Source organism: Aromatoleum toluolicum (assembly GCF_012911005.2).
Lineage (GTDB): Bacteria > Pseudomonadota > Gammaproteobacteria > Burkholderiales > Rhodocyclaceae > Aromatoleum > Aromatoleum toluolicum.
Genome location: NZ_WTVS01000028.1, coordinates 1 through 18946 on the forward strand (window position 1 = coordinate 1; position 18946 = coordinate 18946).

Consider the following 18946-nt stretch of genomic DNA (forward strand, 5'->3'; position numbering starts at 1 on the left):
CTGCATGAAGTAGATCCGCAGCATCGTTTCCAGCGGCATCGGCGGGCGACCGCGCCGACCGGCCTTCGGGTAGTGTGGCTCGATCACTGCAAGCAATGTCGACCACGGTACGACCGCGTCCATCTCGCCGAGAAAGCGTTCCCGGCGAGTCAGCTTCTTCTTCCCGTCGAAGGCCTGCGAGGCGAAGGTCGTTTGTTTCATGGCGGCAGTGCGTGGTCTATGACTTCAGTATTTTACCGGCTCTGAATAGATCAGAGATTCCCTAAGGGTTCTTGATCGAATTCGACGAATCCGCCGCTGCGGAAGACAAATTCCTATAGACGTCCGCGATATCACGGGCAATGATCTGATAGTCTCGATTCGAGCTAATATATCGATAGCCCGCATTTATCCGCCGTGAGCGTACCGCGTCGTCTTCATTCAATAACTTAAGGACGGCCCGTGCAAAATCCTCGCCCGTATAAGGAACACAGAGGCCGGCGCCACTGGTCTCAATCGCAATCTGCTGATCCGGGTTGTCATTGCAGACCACCGGGATGCCGAGCGAAAGGTATTCAGGCACCTTGGTTGGCGATCCTGCATCCAATAGGTAACCACGTGGAATCGGCGAAAGGCCGACGCGCCCGGCAAGAACGTACCTCCAGGCCTCATTCATCGACAACCACCCCGTCCAAAGGACGTGCTCTTCGATTCCGGCCTCGCGCGCCTTCGCCATCAGCCAAGCCCGGTACGCCTTGTCGTGTGTATCACCAATCAGCACAAGCAGTGCATCCGAGCCCTCGCGACGAACGCGCGCGAGCATCTCGAACAAGACCTCTATTTGTCGAACGGGATCAAGCGTCCCCAGATAGACAAGCACAGGCCGATCAGCCAGCCTTGCATCATCACTCGGGACAAGATCCAGCGCACGCACGGCAGCCAGATCTACCCCCATTGGCACCGGCGTTACTCGGGCAGACGACACCCCTAACGCCACCACGTTGCGCTTCATGTGCTCCGACTGCACGAATACATGGTCGGCACCAGGAAGCACTACTCTGTGAACAAGTGCTTGCCCGATTCGCCCCCGCAGCCACAAGAGCCAGGCCTTAGGGGATACATAACGCGTGCTCCGCCTTTTTGCGCGCATCATCTGCCCTTCCGGTATGGGGTAGGACATCCAATAGAAGAAAGGGAGACCATTGAGGCGTGCAATTACCATGCAAAACGCGGCCAAGAACGGCATATCGCGAACTTGCACGGCCTGATAACTCGTTTTGTCAGCAGCTAAGGTGTGGCGCGCGCAATGGAAAAATTTACGAAGATGTTTGAGAGCACCACCACCCGCACTATTACACACGAACGCCCTGCCTCCCCCCCACGCGACGGGCCCGTCGTGGTTCGGAACCCTTGTCGTAACCACATCCGAAAACACGCCAAAGGAAGGCAGGCTCCTTCCGAACAAGCTATTAACATCCGCGCGAAACGTGGGGCAAGGCTCCGCAGTAATGAAAAGCAAGCGCATAGGCATCACCAGATGAACACCTGCTTCTTGAAAAGGCCATTGATGCGTTCCCGCTCCTCATTGGAAAACGGCTTGAAGATCCATCCCAAAAACAAGTAAGTGGACACAATGAGTATGGCCTGCACTAAGAGTACACTCAATTTTGATGGCATGTTGGATAGCCACTCGAATGGCAGCCCCGCACCAATCAAATATGCGAGCGCGGCGGAGCCCAATATCTTCATAACGCCGAACCAATCCGCACGATAACCATCCCTGCGAGCAATAACGAACAGCACATAGCTATTGAATGCTAGATGCCCTACCCCAATGGCAATAACTGGTGCCCACAAGCCAAAATCAGCCTGAATCAGTACCCAAACCAACGGCAGCATCACCAGTCCGCTAGCTGAAGCCCAGACACACACACTCGCGCGACCAATTGTCACTGCGACGGATTCAAGCAACTGACGTTGACTAAACGGAATCAAACCCGCCATGAATCCAAGAAACAGCCAACCCGTGTCGGCGAATTTTCCACCCGACAACACACCAACCAGCGCGTCACCAGACAGCGCAACAAAAGCAATTAACGCTGCCAGAGCAAAGAGACTGAGCTTTCCAGCGAGGTTCGCATTACGCCTGAGCTCAACCATGCCCCCGCCCCCAACGTAACTCGCCACGAGTTTTGGTCTAATCAGACTAAATAGAAGTGTTGCTGGCAGGTACCGGGCGACCTGATCATTGAGCGCCCGCAGGAACCCGAACAGCGCCGTCGCCTCGGTACCCAGCACGCGCATAACCACGTTCGTCAATACCTGCGCGCTGTACGTCAGGGTAAGCAGGTGGGCGAGATACATTCGACATGCCACTCCCCAGTGAGCCCTTAGTGTTGGCTCCTCCCAGTCCGGATGGGCCTTCTCATCCTTCAAGGCTTTGAATTCCCGCTCAAGCAGCCACCAGCCAAGCCCGAACGAAACAATGGACGCGCCCGCTTCAATCGTGGCGACGCCGAAGACATCAACAAGTCCAAAGCTATTGAATAAAACCAGGAAGACTAGGATCAATAACTGGCGGGCGATCAGACTGATTCGTGCGTCCCCCTGCCGCATCAGTGGGCCCATAAGCGGCTCACGGACAAACCGCCCCAACCCTTCAAACACCAACACCAGCAGAAAAATTGCCGCAGCAGAACGGTAGACCTGCAAGTCAAGCCACGCTAGATAGTGCCCACCAAGAACAAACAAAATCCCAGCAAGGGTTGAAAATGCTACCGCTTGCAGAATCAGGATCTGTCGACAGACTCTAACCAGAGCGATGCCAGACGCCTTTAATCGGTACTCGGGCAAGTACCGTGCCGCCAGCCATGGCAGTCCAAGCCCGCCAATTGCATAAGCCAACTCAGATGCGGCAATTAGCGCCACATAGACACCGTACTGCTCTAGCGGAAGCAAACGAACGAGCCAGAGGAGAACTACAAAGGTGATAGCGGCCGATGCAGCCTTTCCTGTTAGGTAATGCCATGCACCTCGCTTCAATGCTTGGCAGGAATATGAGTTTTCGCTCATTTACTATCATCACAAGCGTCGTTAGCCGCTTTACTCAACCAAGCTAGATAACCGAGAACGCCATAATAAACAATCTGGAATGGCATACTTTCTAAGTACGCGACGCGATAAACTAAATAAAACGCAAAGATTGGGATAACAGCTTGTATTGCCGCCGCATCCGCTCTGACCTTGCTTGAACACGCCGCTCGCGCAAGGCGACCGGCTTCACGCCAAGCCGCGATCAAGATCGCAATGAATAGTGCCAGACCGACAGGCCCCTGCTCCCAGAGCAAAGTCGAGGCGGCAGTCAGATCGATACCATATCCGGCTAACGGGCGCGCGATGTAACCACCGGTGGCCGAATGCGCAGCACCAAGGCCATGACCAAAAACGCCCCCAATCGGGTCATCGGAACCCTGAGAATTCACCCAAAAAGTAAGTGCCGTCGTCCTATTTAACAAGTTTGCCCCATACCCCCTTTCCTGAAAATTGTATTCGACCGTATCGTTAATTTGCTCTTCCAAAGTCTTCCCGAGAAGATTCAGATAGGCATAGGTAACGGAGGCAGTAAGCGCCGCGCCCACAATCAATGCCCCTAAGGCAAACATCGGACGCCGAAATAGCTCACTTCGATATAACACAATAAACATCAAGGGAAGAAGAACGACCACCACCTTTGTCTCCCCAAGAAATAGTGGGGCAAGTGCAGGTAGAAACAAAACGAACCTTTTTACCGAGATAAGTTTTTCTCTCAGTCTCGATAAGAAAAAAGCCAAAACAACGACGAGAAAAGTCGCCATTTCAGCATTCGCCCCACCGGAGAATTTACTAGAACCAAATGTACCCGCCACCACATCGATCGGAATCATTCCCGGATAGAAGTAGCGTACACCCTCGCGCACTGGAACCCACTCGATAAGTTGATAGAGGGCCCACGGCAATTGAAGAAATGCGACAGCAACTATCAGGATTCGCCATCTCGAAACTGTAATTGAATCAATTGCCAACCATGCCATCGCAAATACCAAACCGGTGACTTGGAAATATCGCTTAAATCCAGAAAATATTTCTGACGCAGAACTCCATTGAATAATCGAATGAAGCGCAGCGTATACAACGAAGACGAGCAAGATCCAGACAAACGGGGGGGTGCCGCGAGCAACTTCCTTATCTAATGAAAGTTTGGCTAGAGACAATAGCATTAACACAAGCCCTAGGAGCGAAACAGCCCAAACGGACTTTGCCGCACCACCATCAGCCCATAGGGGAGTCACGCCAACGACGAGAAGCCCCAAGCTCGAAATGACGTATATAAGTGAAACCGGTTTAAAAAGCTGGCCAACGCAAACAATTCCTGCTAACAAAATAAATATCGTTACATAATTGCCAATGCCGACAATTAAGCCTGCCAAACAGGCAAACAGAATGCATATTAAATTCATGACATGAGTTGATACTCTCGACGACATGCCAGAACACAGCTCAATTTCATTTTGCATATATAACCGGCGCATTCGCTTACGCATACTTCATGCTTATAGTCCAGAAATCCGCTTTCTAGTTGAACTATTTATTGCATTCAGAAGTTCCGCAATAAAGTTATCGTGTGCAGCGAACGCATTTTGTGAATCCTTGTCAATACTTGACACACGCGCCAACAGACCTCCAGGGATATTCCCTTTCAGCCCATATCGCATTTCTGCAAGCTTCTTGTCGACTCCGCCGAGCGCAGGATAGTCACCGACCATTGCCCAGTAAGTTACCGGCTCGAACCGCTGTTGTTGAACAGTCTCTATGCGCTTTACCTGAATGCGTCCTTGATCGGTGTGTATTTCGCCTGTCCTTCTGGAGATGATTTCGAAACCTTGAGCCGGATAGCATACGTCTGGATAGTGCACGGCGAGCGAATCGCGTTGGTCACCCCCGTATGCGATCGATAGCATCACGCGCTGGCCGCTTGCGTTTATATAGGTTCTATTTAGGACCTGACTATAAAGAGCATCTATTTTTTGTTGAACATCTGGAGTTACGGATACGATCACAAAGGCATCATCTGTTCGCCAATCTGCAAATTCGTCTGGAATTGCCGATTCCAGATTGAAGGTCTTTCGATCCGCTGCGATCGTGTGGGCCGGCTTCATCATTGCCGCAACAACCGACCCGCTTATCAGTAACGTTGCAATTAGGACACCTTGGACTCGTTTACTTAACATCGGATACGCCGTTCGGACTGGTGGCTGCTGAATCGCCGAACTGCATATTGCAGGGCGGCATCTACCCCGATGATCAGAAGCAACGCACTAACGAACAGCACCATCCCCGCAAACCCGTGCATGAACCCCTGCCCCGCTGCGTCGCCGTAATGGAAGGTGATCAGCGTTAGCACCATCACGCGAATCACGTTCGCGGCGAATGAAATCGGAACAATCAGGGTCGCGAGCAGCGTGTTGCGCAGCGCGGACTCGGAATGCGTGAGCTTGAGGTACAGCAACCCCAAGGCTTCCAGGGTGAAGAGCGTGTGCAGTCCGGCGCAGGCATCTGCGACGAGGAGTTTGTATTGCCCGATCTGGAGGATGACGCCGCTACGGGCGATGGGATAGCCGGCCCAGTAGAGGACGTGCTCCGCCACATTCGAGACCGCGAGCTTCATCGGCATGGTGACCGCATCGACCACCGCACCCGGCAGCGGAATCATGAAAAGCATGAAAAACAGTGCGAACCATTGCGCCTTCACCGCTGCGGTGCCGCGCAAGATGAGGCCGACGGCGGCTAACACCCAGATAGGGGAGCCGATTTCGAAGATCAAGATGTCTTGCGAGCGGCCGAGGATGTATAGCAGCAAGCCGAAAACGAGGATGGGCCAGCCGGCTGCGGAAGTCGGGCGCCCGGCGCTGCGCCGGAGCATTTCCGGCCACTGGCGGTAGAGCAGCCAGAGTGAGACGCCGAGCACGATGGGACCGTGGGCCTGCTCCTGGCTGCTCCAGATGCCGGTGAATAGACCGATGAAGCTGGGAACGTAGAGGAAGGACAGCCCTGCGAGGACAATGAGCCAAGGCGCGAGCGGTTCCGCGCCCTGCCCGCCGGCCTGCGCCGGCGCGAGTTGTTCCACGGTTGCGGCGCGCGCCGGCGGCGTCATCGGCGTGCCCTCAGCCCGCGTCGTTGAGGACGCTGCCCACCACCGTGATGCCGGCCTGGTGGAACTCGCCCGCGAGCGTGCGCAGTGCGGCCGTGCGTGTGAGGTGCGGGCGCGCGACGAGCAGGGTGCCGCCCGCGCGGGCGGCGAGGGTAAAGGTGTCGGCAGTACTGCCTGCGGCGGGGGTGTCGACGAGAATGACGTCGTATTCCTCGGCGTATTGCTTGAGCAGCGCAGCGAAGGTCGGGCGGGAGATCAGCTCCTGCGGGTTGGGTGGCGTGGCGCCCGCGGGGAGGACGGAGAGGTCGACCAGTGCCGGCACGCGGCGCACGATCTCTGCACTGCCGCGGCCGGACAGCGCTGCCGAGAGGCCCATGCGGTTATCGACGCCGAAGAGCAGGTGCTGGCGCGGATTGCGCATATCTGCGTCGATGATGAGGGTGCGCTCGCCGAGCTGCGAAAAGACGACCCCGAGATTCGCGACGAGCCAGGAGCGCCCTTCCTCGCGCCCGGGGCTGGCGATGGCGAGGCAACGGCGGCCGGCGGCCGGGTCGAACCAGCGCAGCATGAGCTGGCTGCGCACGGCGCGCAGCGCTTCGACCTGCGGATGGAAGGGGTTGTACGCGGCGACGACTTCGTCCGCGACTCCGCTCTCGCCGCGCTGCAGGTAGGGGTAGTCGAACTGGCGCGAGAGGGCGAACTGGATATCCTCTTCGGTGACGAGGCCGAGCTTGCATGCGGCGTCGCCGAAGCGCAGGCCGCCTTCACGCTGCAGGCGGAGGATTTTCTCGGCATCTTCGGCCTTGAGGCGACCGGCGTCGATGAGGATGGCGCCGATCGAGCGTTCGGCGTGGCCGAGGTTCTTGGAGCTGATGGGGGCGTTCATGAGGGTCTCACGCGCGAGCGGGGATGATGCCGAGCAGCGGCGCAGCAGCGCACTGCTCGATGTCTTCGGGGCCACGCACGCGTTGGTCGACGAGTTCGAGCAGCAGCGCCGAGCCGAGGCCGAGGAGCGTGCCAAGGAAGATGGCGAGCGCGAGGTTGAGCGCAGTGCGCGGGCTGGAATGCTGCATGGGCGCCGTAGCCGATGTCAGCACCGCGATGTTGGTCTGCTGGGTCCGGCTTTCCAGGCTGGCCTGCGTCAGACGTTGGGCGACGAGGTCGTAGGCACGCTGCGCGGACTCGACATCGCGTTGCAGGACCGCGATCTGGTCGCGCCTCTCGCGCAGTTCTAGGACGCGCTTCTTCTGCGCTTCGAGCGCGGCGCGCAGGTCCGATTCACGCGCCACGTTTACACGCGTGGCCGTTCCCATCGAGCTGGCGATACGCTGCGTCTCGGCACCGATGCGCTCGCGCAGCGAACGGACTTCCGCTTCGATGCGGGCATAGTCCGGATGGTTCTTGCCGACGCGCGAACCGAGTTGTTCGCGTGCGGCCTCCTGACGCGCGAGTTCGGCCTTGAGTCCCTGGATCAGGCCGCTCTGGAGCACTTCGGGCAAAGTTTCCGCTGATCCTGATTGATTCTGGCGGGAACGACTGTCCATGCGCTGTGCCTCGGCGACGACGAGTTGGCTGGAAATTTCCGCCAGTCGCGCATTTTCGACATCGAGTCGCCCGTCGGCCGGAACGATACCGTGCTGCAGCTGGTAGTCCGAGAGTCGCTTTTGCGCAGCCTCGACTTTTTCACGCAGCGGACCGCTCTGCTCATCGAACCAACGGGCGTACTGTCGTGCGGGCTCGACCTTTAGCTCGAGATTGACCTCGATATAGGCTTGAGCGAAAGCATTGGCCACCGCCGCGGCAAAGTCAGGGGCGTTGCCGGTGAAGGCGATCGTGATGACATTGCTGTCGCGCGAAGGCCGCACGACGAGCTTCTTCTGCAGCAACTCTGCAAGCCATATGCGAAGTTCGCCTCGTCCATCAGTATCGGCCTGCCACTGCTCGCGCACCGCGGGGGCTTCGTCCATCTTGAGCAGTGCGACGACGCGCTCGGCGACCCGGTTCGAGTTGATGATGTCGACCTGGGTTGCCATGTATCCGGCCAGCATCTGAACAGGTAGTGCGGCACCGACGATCGGATCTGGCGATTTGACGTCGATCACGAGTGCCGTTTCTGCTGTGTACTGGCGCGGGATGATCAGGCTCACCAGCAGTGTGGTGGCAATGACGATGCCCAGTACGCTGGCGACAATGACCCAGCGCGCGCGCAGGATCAGGAGAAACTGGTGAAAAGTCATTCGAGAGTTTTCCGCGGGGGTCTGGGCGTCTTGCTTGCTGCCTGGTGAAAAGGGGCTCAGAAGAGGCTTTCGCGAACGTAGATCACATCGTCGGGGCGAAGCAGATCTTCGAGTGCAGGTTCGACAATTTCGAGATGTCCTTCCGGATTGCGCCGGTGGACCTGCAGTCCACGCAAGGTTCCGCGCTGATTGATGCCACCTCCGGTCGCGAGTGCTTGCATCACGCTCATGTTCCGCTCCAGGCGGAAGGCGCCGGGACGCTGCACCTCGCCGTAGATGTAGAACGTGGGAGCGCGATGGACGTAGAGGATGTCCCCGCCAGAAACGGTAACGTCGCCTTCGCCACCCTTGAGAAACAATGCCGGAATGTCGATTTCGCTGCGCAGCGTCTTGCCGTCGCGTACGCCAATGAGCACTACGGTGTCGGCGCCGGTGGGTGCAATTCCGCCGGCCGTTGCGAGCACATCGGAAAGGCGGATATTGGACGTTTCAAGCGGGTAACGCCCCGGCCGACCGACGAGGCCGATCACGGAGACCTGATTGCCGCGCATCTGCGTGGCCAGCACGCTGACTTGCGGTTGCAGGACGAAACCGCCTTCACGCAACTGGCGTTCGATCTGACGCTCGACAGATCCGGCCGACCGACCGCCGACCGCAACGCTCCCGAGCAGCGGGAAACTGATCACTCCGCCTTCGGACACGCGGGCCTCGGTCGTGAGGTCAGGATTCTGGTAAACGGTGATGCGGATCACGTCTCCCGGTCCGAGCACGTAGTCGCCCGACCGAGCGGGAACATCGCGGGCAATTTCAGCCATCGCGGGCGAAACGATACCCAATGCGAACAATAGTGACAGGACGAGGAGAATGATTGCCGTAAGCGACCGATGGCTCATGCGTAATCCTGGGTACGGAAAGAAAGTGGCAAAGTTGCTGTACACGCGCAGGTGCGCATTTCGTCATCTGAGTCCGCCGACACCCTTGTCGAGTGCCGTGGGACTGAGTGCCTGCGTTGCCGGAGTCGTTGCAGGGCTTCCCGGCGCCAAGGTAGCTTCCGCAGTGCGACCTTTCGGATCGAATTCGCCGACATATTCGATTGCAGCGCGCTGGCGCAAATCACGCAGGGCTTCACGCGCGACTTTTTCCCGCGTGCGGTTGGTGAGGTAGCGCTCGATCAGGGGCGCAGCGGAAGCCTCATCAACAGGTTGCTCTCGCGCCCCGATCACCTGGATGATCAGGAGGGCGCCTGGCGAGGACAGCACGCCGAGCTGCCCCTCCCGCATCGTGGCCAATCGCTTGAGGGCGTCGAGCGGCAGGTCTTCAGCAGGCCTTACTCCGGAATCGGACTTGAACGGGATCTGCTCGCGGCGCAGCCAAGCTGCAACCTCATCCAGAGTGGCCGCCTTGTCCGTTGTGGTCCGAATGTCGCCTTCGCGGCCGGCAGGAACCGATACGCGGAGCTCGCGCAGGGCGTACACGCGACGCTTGCTGAAGAGTTCGGGGTTTTCAAGGTAGAAGCGCTGAACTTCACCACTGCTCGGCGTCGCGGTTAGGGCGGTGAGTCGTTCCACGTATGCACGCGAGAGCACTTCCCTGCGCACTGCATCCACCGCCGCCATCACTGTCGGATCTCGGTCGATTTTCTGCTCTTCGGCTTGCGCAACCATCAACTCCTGGTCGATAAGCCGCTCGAGAGCAAGGGCTCCCGCCAGCCTGACCTGATCACCTGCAGCGTTACCGAGTCGTGCGAGTTCGGCGCTTACCTGATGCACGGTTATTTCGTACGAACCGACCCGTGCAGCGACCTGCGATGCGGGCTGTGACTCGGTTCGTCCTCCGCATCCCGCAAGAGTGACGAGCGCGAATGTAAGCGCCAAGGAAGGTGCAATGTATTTCATCGTGTCGAAGCAATAGTCAGAACCGCAAGGGCAGCAGCGTGCCGAGGAATCGATCTTGATGTGGGTGTCGGTTATGCCGATTTCGGAAGCCGCGACAAAAGGACGTGCGTGCGCCACCGTGCGCCGACGGCTTCCGCAAGAGATCACACCCACTGGAGAAATCGCAGTGCAGAACCGAATCAACGCAGACGGCGTGCTGACATCTGCGCGTACGAGACGCCGTCAGCGTTTGCTACGCCGCCCCACCATCACACCCACCATGCCGAGACCGACCAGGAGCATTGCGTAGGTATCGGGCTCCGGAACGGGAGGGATGACATTGGGAGCTCCTCCCGCCGTAATCGCGACTGAAATTCCGCCGGCACCGGTCGCAAGTCCGCTGACCGCCGAACCGATTCCCGCCCCGAAACTCCCCGGGACCGACAAGCTCGACACGACGCCGCCGCCCTGCCCCGTGACGTTGGAGTGAATCACTGCATTGAAGGCAGCGTTTTCGTTATCCGAGTTACCGTTCGCACCGGCGAAGGCGCCTCCTGCCAGAAAGAAACCCACTACGCCGACCACTACCCGTCTCAGCTTCATCCGCACATCTCTCCAGAAACCCATCTACCGACAAGGACACGCATCTGCGATGCGCTGCTCTCGGGTCATGACGAGACGCGGACATGCTGCAGTGCGAAACAACATTTTACATATTTGTTTGCAATATCGTATCGTCGTACTCCAAATAGATGATTAGGTGCTGATTTAGATCAAGTGATGATCGGCGCGGCGCCCGGGATGACGAATCGGTCCCAGGCGACATCGGGTGGTTCGAACTACCGACGGGCAGATCGCCGCCTGGCGATGACGCCAACCATGCCGAGGCCGGTGAGCAGCATCAGGTATGCCTCCGGCTCGGGAACGGGCGCAACCGGTACTACGCCTAGCGAGAGCTTGGCGCTCGACAGGTTCACAGACGCGAAATTGCCGGCACTTCCCCCGTTGGCTGCGAGAAACGTCGTCAGCCCCACATTCGCCGACTGTGCAGCCAAGCCGGTAACTTCCGGGCTTTCCGCGTCACCAAGGGTCCAACTTCCGTAGCCGATACCGCTACCGGATGCTCCCGAACTTCCCGAGAATGCCGAGGCCCCGGCGCTGTCATAGGGCGTGACGAAGAGGCTAGTTCCTACTGCCGTGTTCGCGCCCGCCCCCAGCAGTGCATAGCTCCCAACGTCGACAAAGCCCACCGAGGCGAGCTGGTACCCTGACCAGGTGGACACGGTCATGTTGAATGTTCCGACCAGGGTGCTCCATGCGTTCGTAATGGACGAAACGCCAAACGCCGTGGGTTTGAAGATCAGATTGTTGCCGACCAGAGTCGGCGCGCCGAATAGGCTTGCGACGGAATCGTCCCAGCTAACGCCAAAGCCCTCTCCGTTCAGACTGATCGTCGCAGCACTCGCACTTGCCGAGATTACGGCGCTCGTCAGCGCCACGACCAGGGATTTCATTCTCACCGCCATCCAGATTGCCTCGCTTTGCCATGAGGATTGAACAACCAGGCACCGCGCACTGCGCTCTTGCGGGGGCGAGGACGCTTTTCTTGTCGTCGATCGCCGACCACAGCCAGTCCGCCGTCGGTGCTTCCGTTCTTGCCAATGGCATTCTTACATGCATATCAGAACCTCGCATCAGCCGTATTACATATATTTGGCATTCAGATACGGAACTTGGCGCTCAGGAATGCGCCTTGCGCCGCATAACCCGGTGCAGCCGCCGAGGCGAAGCGGCGCTCACTTCGTGCTCCTAGCCGCAGCACGACGGCGCGAACCGGGGTCCACTCGACGGCGACGCTCACTGCGCGTGTTCGGTCATCCCGGTCGGGAGACACCGAGGCAAACGGGTCCCCGCCATAGTCGCGCCTCAACCATTCAACCTTTCCGCGCACCTGAATCTTGCTGCTCACGACCCATGAGGGATCGACTGAAACCGCGCGGGTGATCACGAAATTGTCTGCGACGTCCTCGCGAGCGCCCATCTCACGACGCACCGTAACCCCCAGCCCCACCTTTCCGCTTGGCGTCCAGTCATGGGTGAGGCGGCCGGTAAGGCCGCTGAAGTTCTTTTCGCTTACGTGCGGGTACTCGCGCCACGTGTAGCCGATGTTGCCACTGATACGACTGTGGCCGCTGGCCATCCAGTTTGCGCGAAGCAGGAGATCGCGCTGTTCGTAGCCGGTCATGGACGTTTCGCTACGTTCACGTCCGGGATAGCGGCCAGTGGCGCCTCGCGCAACGAATGTGAGCGTACTGTCCGTCGGCGAGCGGTAATGCGCAAGCGCCTCGAATGCGTCCTCGACGTACTCGGATCCGGAGGATCGCGGCTCGTCATAACGACTGTCCGCGTGCACCCAGCCGACGCCCACCGCCCACCGCGGATCAAGTCGATAACGCGCGTCCGCCGCATGTCGGCGGTAGGTATTGACGCTGCGCGTGGTCGTGCCGCGGTCAGCAAAGCTGCGCAGGCTCTCCGACTGCTCGGTCGTGACGGTTCCGCTCCACTGCTTACCGAATCCCCACAGCCAAGTTCCCCGGCAATTCTTCGCCGTGAAATCCAGGTGGTTGAACTCGAGGTAGTCGTTGCGAGTGATGCCGAGTTCGCCGACGAGTCGCTGCCGGCCGTAAGTGCGGTCGAAAGTTGCCGACAACGCCGTCACATTAACGGTATCTGAACGCTGCCTGACGCGACCGTCTATCACCGGGCGGGTATCGTCTGGCATGCGGAAGAGGTTGTCGTCGCGTACAAGTTCGTGCGATATGGTGAGTCCGTGCGCATCGCCCTCGGCGCCCAGAGCGGGCGGAACGGACAGGGCAAGGAGAGCCATCGCGGATGACGTCGGACCCAGGCGTCGCGCCGCACCAGGCAACGCTGCGAAATGCTTTGCGCATATTATGGTGATCTCTATGACATTTTCTACTCTGCACATGCTTCTCGCCTGAATGACCTTTGCATCGCTTTACAGTATGCTGTTAGAAATTGTAAGGCGCACCTTTTACCATGTTTGCATCAAGCAACAAACACGGCACGCTGTGGCGGGGATCATTTTCCGCAGCGCGTGCGATCGAGTCGCTACTCGATCCGGCGGCGGCCACTGCACTGCTCTTCGTCGTAGCTGCCTTGTTCGGTGAGCGCTTCGGGCCAGCGTACGTAATCGTGGGGCTGGTCTCCTTTTCGCTTACTTTTCCGGGTGACTTCCACCTTCGCGACACTGCCCGCCGCATGCTCCGCAAGACGTTCACGTCGTGGCTCCTCATCACGGCTGTCTTGCTCGCCTTTGGCATCGCCAGCGGTTATGTTCATTACTTTCCGCGGGAGGTCGTGATCGCCTGGCTCGCCGGCCTGCCGTTTGTCTGGCTGATCACACGGTGCGCGGCACGCATGGTGCTTTCGCAGGTGATGGCGTCTGAGAAACATCAGCGCCGGGCCGTTGTTGTCGGATGCAACGAGACCGGATTGCGTCTCGCACGCGAACTTGCCCACGACCCTTTCAATGGCATTGCGTTCGCAGGGTTCTTCGATGACCGAGGACGCGAGCGCCTCGATGGGATCGGGGATAGCCCCATTCTGGGCAACATGAGCCATCTGGCCGAGTTCACCAAGGAGCATTCGATCGACCACATCTACGTCGCCTTGCCGATGGCCAGCCAGCCAAGAATTCTCAAGCTGCTGGACGATCTGAAAGACACCACCGCATCGATCTACTTTGCCCCGGACATCTTCGTCACCGATCTCATTCAGGGGCGGCTCGATCATGTGGGCGGAATGCCGGTCGTGGCGGTTTGCGAAACCCCATTTACCGGCTTCGACGGGATGGTGAAGCGGCTGTCAGACATCGCCCTGTCGCTGCTGATCCTGATCCTGATCGCGCCGGTGATGCTCGCAGTAGCGCTCGCGGTGAAGGTGTCGTCACCAGGCCCCGTGATCTTCAGGCAGCGGCGTTACGGGCTGGACGGCAAGGAAATCACCGTCTACAAGTTCCGCTCCATGACCACGTGCGACGACGGAGGCGATGTCCCTCAGGCTACACGCGGTGACCGGCGGGTTACACCCGTGGGGGCGGTGTTGCGCCGGACTTCGCTGGACGAACTCCCTCAGTTCATCAACGTGCTGCAGGGCCGCATGAGCATCGTCGGGCCACGACCGCATGCGGTCGCTCACAATGAGACGTACAGACGCCTGATCAAGGGTTACATGGTGCGCCACAAGGTCAAGCCTGGCATAACCGGCTGGGCGCAGGTGTGCGGCTACCGCGGAGAGACAGATACGATCGAGAAGATGGTGAAGCGGATCGAGTTCGACCTTCAGTACCTTCGGACGTGGTCGCTGTCGCTCGATCTGTGGATCATCGTCAAGACGGTGCTGCTGGTCGTCCGAGACCGCAACGCGTACTGAGAAACGGCGTCTTAGGGGGCTGCGGAAGGGGTGGCTGCCCCTCCCGCAGGGATGCTCGGAGCCGCGGTCAGGCCTTTGCGAAAGTGATGTGCCCTCTCTCGGTGCCGACCAGGATTTTGTCCTTCGCAGCAAACTGCCCTTCCAGGATCGCTCTGGCCAGCGGGTTCTCGATCTGCTCCTGGATGGCGCGTTTTAGCGGTCGGGCACCGAAGACCGGATCGAATCCGACCGTCGCCAGCTCTTCGAGAGCCCCGTCGGTGACCTCGAGTGCCATATCCAGCCGCGCCAGGCGCTTCTCGAGATACTGGAGCTGGATGCGCGCGATCCTTGCGATATGGCGCGCATCGAGGGCATGGAACACGACTACCTCGTCGATGCGATTAACGAACTCGGGCCTGAAGAATGTCTTGACCTCGGCCATGACGGCGAGCTTGATGACCTGATAGTCGTCGCCTGCCATCTGCTGGATCATCTGGCTGCCGAGGTTGGAGGTCATCACGATCACGGTATTCTTGAAATCGACGGTGCGCCCCTGCCCGTCGGTCATCCGCCCGTCATCGAGCACCTGCAGTAGCACGTTGAAGACGTCGGGGTGAGCTTTCTCAACCTCGTCGAATAGGATGACGCTGTAGGGCTTGCGACGCACCTGCTCCGTCAGGTAGCCGCCTTCCTCGTAGCCGACGTAGCCCGGAGGCGCGCCGATCAGGCGGGCGACCGAGTGTTTTTCCATGAACTCGCTCATGTCGATACGGATCAGGTGCTCTTCCGAGTCGAACAGGAACTCGGCAAGCGTCTTGCAGAGTTCGGTCTTGCCAACACCAGTGGGGCCGAGGAAGAGGAAGGAGCCGTAGGGGCGGTTCTCGTCGGACAGGCCTGCTCGCGAACGGCGGATCGCATCCGACACGAGCCGCACGGCTTCGTCCTGCCCTACCACACGCGAATGCAGTCGATCTTCCATTCGCAGCAGCTTCTCGCGCTCACCCTGCATCATCTTGCTCACTGGGATGCCGGTTGCCCGCGACACGACCTCGGCGATCTCCTCGGCTCCAACCTGCGTCCTCAGCAGCTTGAATTTGCGCTCGCCATTGCCTGCCGTTTCGGCCGCCTTGAGTTGCGCCTCCAACTGGGGAAGCTTGCCGTACTGCAGTTCGGCGAGCTTGTCGTACTGACCTTTGCGCTGCATCTCGGCCATCTGTGCCCGCAGCTTCTCGATTTCTTCCTTGATGTGCTGACTACCCTGGACACTTGCCTTCTCCGCACGCCAGATCTCGTCGAAGCTGGCGTACTCACGCTCGAGCTTTTCGATTTCTTCGCGGATCAGAAGGAGACGTTTCTGTGAGGCCTCGTCGGTTTCCTTCTTGACCGCCTCCTGCTCGATCTTGAGCTGGATGAGTCGGCGTTCGAGCTTGTCCATCGATTCCGGCTTCGAGTCGATCTCCATCTTGATCCGTGCGGCCGCCTCGTCGATGAGGTCGATCGCCTTGTCGGGCAGGAAGCGGTCGGTGATGTAGCGATGCGACAACTCCGCTGCCGCGACGATCGCCGGGTCGGTGATATCTACGCCGTGATGGAGTTCGTACTTTTCCTGCAGTCCGCGCAGGATCGCGATGGTGGATTCGACCGAGGGCTCGTCAACGAGCACTTTCTGGAAGCGACGCTCCAGGGCCGCATCCTTCTCGATGTACTTGCGGTACTCGTCGAGTGTGGTGGCGCCGATGCAGTGCAACTCGCCGCGCGCGAGTGCCGGCTTCAGCATGTTGCCCGCATCGATGGCGCCCTCGGCCTTGCCGGCACCGACCATGGTGTGGAGTTCATCGATGAAGACGATGATGCGCCCCTCTTCCTGGGCGATCTCCTTGAGTACTGCCTTGAGGCGCTCCTCAAACTCGCCGCGGTACTTCGCTCCAGCGAGCAGTGCGGCCATGTCGAGCGAAAGCACGCGCTTGCCCTTAAGCGTTTCGGGTACTTCGCCGTTAACAATGCGCTGTGCGAGGCCTTCGACGATCGCAGTCTTGCCCACGCCCGGCTCGCCGATCAGGACCGGGTTGTTCTTCGTGCGCCGCTGCAGGATCTGGATCGCCCGGCGGATTTCATCGTCGCGGCCGATGACGGGATCCAGCTTGCCGGCGCGTGCGCGATCGGTTAGGTCGAGGCAGTATTTCTTCAGCGACTCGCGCTGCCCCTCGGCATCCTGATTGCCCACGGACGCTCCGCCTCGCACGGCCTCGATTGCCGCTTCGAGCGGCTTGCGCGAGAGTCCGTGCTCCTTGAGCAGGCGGCCGGTGTCCCCCTTGTCTTCAGACAATGCGAGCAGGAACATCTCGCTCGCGATGAACTGGTCGCCACGTTTCTGCGCCTCACGGTCGGCGACGTTGAGGAGATTGGAGAGGTCGCGGCCGATCTGCACCTCCCCCCCGTAGCCTTCGACCTTGGGCAAGCGTGTGAGCAGCCTGTCCAGCGCGGTCTTGAGCGGCGGAACGTTCACGCCCGCGCGTTGGAGCAGCGAAACCGTTCCTCCATCTTCCTGGCCCAGCATCGCGAGGAGCAGGTGGACCGGTTCTATGAACTGCTGGTCGCCACCGACGGCGATGCTCTGTGCATCGGAGAGGGCCTGCTGGAATTTTGTGGTGAGCTTTTCGAAGCGCATGTGATCATCCTTTATCCGAATGGGGTTGATCGAGATATGGGGCCTTCGCGGGGCAATTCAACCTTCAGACCGCCGGGATATGGTCCATTATGGTCGGTGATCTGGCGCTTGCACCCGGTTTCGGCATCAATGCACTTGCTGCAATGCAGCATTCGTGATCAAATACCCGAGATAAGCTTTCGCTGGCACCGCGTATATTCGCTAACGTGCTATGTTGAAAGAATTCGGCAGAGGCACCAGAAGCCTCGATAATTTTTCAGCGCTCGTGGAGGAAGAACATGGCGATCAAGCAGGAACAGTTCAACGAAATCCAGAAGAAGAACTTCGAAGCGGCGATGCGCCTCGCGCAGATGTCGATCGAGAACTCGCAGCGGATCATGGAGCTTCAGGTCGCGACCGCCAAGAGCCTCTTCGAAGAGGGCGTGCAGAATGCCAAGGCGCTCTCCTCCGCGAAGGATCCGAAGGAAGTTCTGGAGCTGCGTTCGCACTACACCCAGAGCGCAACCGAGAAGATGCTCGCCTGTGCCCGCGAAATGGCCGAGCTGGCGAGCCGTACCCAGGCTGAAGTCGGCAAGCTCGTCGGCGAGCAGCTGTCGACCGGCAGCAAGGACGTGTTCGAATCCATGCAGAAGATGTTCTCGGGCATGCCGATCACCGACCAGAACGCCATGTCCGCGATCCAGAACGCGATGGACACGACGCGCGCCGCCTTCGAACAGATGACCCGCGCCTCGACCGAGGCCTTCCAGCTCTTCACCCAGCAGGGCAAGGGCAAGAAGTAATCCGGCCCTCATCAAGCACAACGGCGCCCGCGGGCGCCGTTTTCATTTCGGGCTCGGGAATGCCTAGCGGCTGCTCTGCTCCCAGCGCGCCGCGGCGGAGTCGTCGCTGTCGCGGGCATCGACCCAGCGCGCGCCTGCGGGAGTTTCTTCGAGCTTCCAGAACGGCGCACGCGTTTTCAGGTAGTCCATGATGAATTCGCATGCCGCGAAGGTCTCTCCCCGGTGGGCGCCGGCAACGCCGACGAACACGATCCGGTCGCCGGGCTCCAGCCGCCCGAATCGGTGTATCACCCTGACCCCATACAGCGACCAGCGCGCGCACGCCTGCTCGACGATCTCCTCGAGGGACTTCTCCGTCATTCCCGGATAGTGCTCGAGCGTCATTGCGCCGACGCTTGACCCGCCGCTCACATCGCGCACCAGGCCAACGAAGGTCGCAACCGCACCAACCTCGTGGCGTCCGGCCGACAAGGCCGAGATTTCCGCTCCGACGTCGAAGTCTTCAGCCTGCACGCTCACCGTCATGATTCAGCCTCCGGTCACCGGGGGAAAAAAGGCGATCTCGTCGCCGGGCAACACGGGGTCGGCTGGTGCCGCCATGCGCTGGTTGCGCGCTGCGCGAACGTTGCGCCCTTCGCCGAGCGCCTTCCACTTCTCGCCGCGATCGGCAAGGAAGGAACGCAATTCGCCGACGGTCGATACGCCCGACGGAAGGACAAAGCTCTCCTCGGTGCACCCGAGTGCGTCCTTGAGTGAGGCAAAGTACAGGATCTTGACGGTCATGG

18 protein-coding genes are annotated in these 18946 nt (G+C 59.4%); 2 read left to right on the forward strand and 16 right to left on the reverse strand.

The window, feature by feature from the left end:
* The 13 genes from GPA27_RS14190 to epsL form a co-directional block, all read right to left on the reverse strand.
* Window positions 1–201 (reverse strand): transposase (locus tag GPA27_RS14190; protein ID WP_505606750.1); only part of this gene is annotated, 201 nt, incomplete at its 3' end.
* Between the two features lie 61 nt (window positions 202–262).
* Window positions 263–1510, reverse strand: a complete 1248-nt coding sequence (locus GPA27_RS14195) for a glycosyltransferase (RefSeq protein WP_308446335.1) — start codon at window positions 1508–1510, stop codon at window positions 263–265.
* Window positions 1510–3051: a lipopolysaccharide biosynthesis protein gene (locus GPA27_RS14200; RefSeq protein ID WP_169141270.1), complete on the reverse strand. Its 1542-nt coding sequence runs from the start codon at window positions 3049–3051 to the stop codon at window positions 1510–1512. The genes GPA27_RS14195 and GPA27_RS14200 overlap by 1 nt, the downstream gene beginning before the upstream one ends.
* Window positions 3048–4532: a hypothetical protein gene (locus tag GPA27_RS14205; protein ID WP_169141271.1), complete on the reverse strand. Its 1485-nt coding sequence runs from the start codon at window positions 4530–4532 to the stop codon at window positions 3048–3050. The genes GPA27_RS14200 and GPA27_RS14205 overlap by 4 nt, the downstream gene beginning before the upstream one ends.
* A 36-nt stretch (window positions 4533–4568) precedes the next feature.
* A complete protein-coding gene (gene epsI, locus GPA27_RS14210; RefSeq protein ID WP_169141272.1) occupies window positions 4569–5246 on the reverse strand; it encodes an exosortase-associated protein EpsI, B-type in 678 nt (225 codons plus the stop codon).
* Window positions 5240–6169, reverse strand: a complete 930-nt coding sequence (xrtB, locus tag GPA27_RS14215) for an exosortase B (protein ID WP_169141273.1) — start codon at window positions 6167–6169, stop codon at window positions 5240–5242. Before xrtB ends, epsI begins: the two co-directional genes overlap by 7 nt.
* A 10-nt stretch (window positions 6170–6179) precedes the next feature.
* On the reverse strand, window positions 6180–7052 hold the full coding sequence (epsG, locus tag GPA27_RS14220) for a chain length determinant protein tyrosine kinase EpsG (RefSeq protein WP_169141274.1): 873 nt from the start codon (window positions 7050–7052) through the stop codon (window positions 6180–6182).
* Window positions 7053–7059: 7 nt separating this feature from the next.
* Window positions 7060–8403: a chain length determinant protein EpsF gene (gene epsF / locus GPA27_RS14225; RefSeq protein WP_169141275.1), complete on the reverse strand. Its 1344-nt coding sequence runs from the start codon at window positions 8401–8403 to the stop codon at window positions 7060–7062.
* A 56-nt stretch (window positions 8404–8459) separates the two neighbouring features.
* The gene (epsE, locus tag GPA27_RS14230) at window positions 8460–9296 is read right to left on the reverse strand and encodes a polysaccharide export protein EpsE (RefSeq protein ID WP_211165005.1); all 837 of its coding nucleotides are present in this window, start codon (window positions 9294–9296) and stop codon (window positions 8460–8462) included.
* A gap of 63 nt (window positions 9297–9359) precedes the next feature.
* Complete coding sequence (locus GPA27_RS14235; RefSeq protein ID WP_169141276.1) at window positions 9360–10415, reverse strand: EpsD family peptidyl-prolyl cis-trans isomerase; 1056 nt, start codon at window positions 10413–10415, stop codon at window positions 9360–9362.
* 105 nt (window positions 10416–10520) lie between these two features.
* Window positions 10521–10880 (reverse strand): PEP-CTERM sorting domain-containing protein, encoded by a 360-nt coding sequence (locus GPA27_RS14240; protein WP_211165006.1) that lies wholly within the window; start codon window positions 10878–10880, stop codon window positions 10521–10523.
* Between the two features lie 236 nt (window positions 10881–11116).
* The gene (locus GPA27_RS14245) at window positions 11117–11791 is read right to left on the reverse strand and encodes a PEP-CTERM sorting domain-containing protein (RefSeq protein WP_169141278.1); all 675 of its coding nucleotides are present in this window, start codon (window positions 11789–11791) and stop codon (window positions 11117–11119) included.
* Window positions 11792–11997: 206 nt separating this feature from the next.
* Window positions 11998–13266, reverse strand: coding sequence for an XrtB/PEP-CTERM-associated polysaccharide biosynthesis outer membrane protein EpsL (epsL, locus tag GPA27_RS14250; RefSeq protein WP_169141279.1), 1269 nt, complete (start codon window positions 13264–13266; stop codon window positions 11998–12000).
* A 71-nt stretch (window positions 13267–13337) separates the two neighbouring features.
* On the opposite strand from epsL, the gene GPA27_RS14255 reads away from it, so the two are divergent.
* The gene (locus GPA27_RS14255; RefSeq protein WP_169141280.1) at window positions 13338–14732 is read left to right on the forward strand and encodes an undecaprenyl-phosphate glucose phosphotransferase; all 1395 of its coding nucleotides are present in this window, start codon (window positions 13338–13340) and stop codon (window positions 14730–14732) included.
* A gap of 67 nt (window positions 14733–14799) precedes the next feature.
* On the opposite strand, the gene clpB is transcribed toward GPA27_RS14255, so the two are convergent.
* Complete coding sequence (gene clpB / locus GPA27_RS14260) at window positions 14800–17379, reverse strand: ATP-dependent chaperone ClpB (RefSeq protein WP_169141281.1); 2580 nt, start codon at window positions 17377–17379, stop codon at window positions 14800–14802.
* Between the two features lie 278 nt (window positions 17380–17657).
* Here clpB and GPA27_RS14265 point away from each other — a divergent pair, with 278 nt between their 5' ends.
* On the forward strand, window positions 17658–18161 hold the full coding sequence (locus GPA27_RS14265) for a phasin family protein (RefSeq protein ID WP_169141282.1): 504 nt from the start codon (window positions 17658–17660) through the stop codon (window positions 18159–18161).
* Between the two features lie 63 nt (window positions 18162–18224).
* Here GPA27_RS14265 and moaE read toward each other — a convergent pair whose 3' ends face one another.
* Together moaE and moaD are read right to left on the reverse strand one after the other, a co-directional pair.
* On the reverse strand, window positions 18225–18686 hold the full coding sequence (moaE, locus tag GPA27_RS14270; protein ID WP_169141283.1) for a molybdopterin synthase catalytic subunit MoaE: 462 nt from the start codon (window positions 18684–18686) through the stop codon (window positions 18225–18227).
* Window positions 18687–18689: 3 nt separating this feature from the next.
* Window positions 18690–18944 carry a molybdopterin converting factor subunit 1 gene (moaD, locus tag GPA27_RS14275; RefSeq protein WP_169141284.1) on the reverse strand — a complete coding sequence of 85 codons (255 nt, stop codon included), beginning with the start codon at window positions 18942–18944 and terminating at the stop codon, window positions 18690–18692.
* Between the last annotated feature and the right edge of the window lie 2 nt (window positions 18945–18946).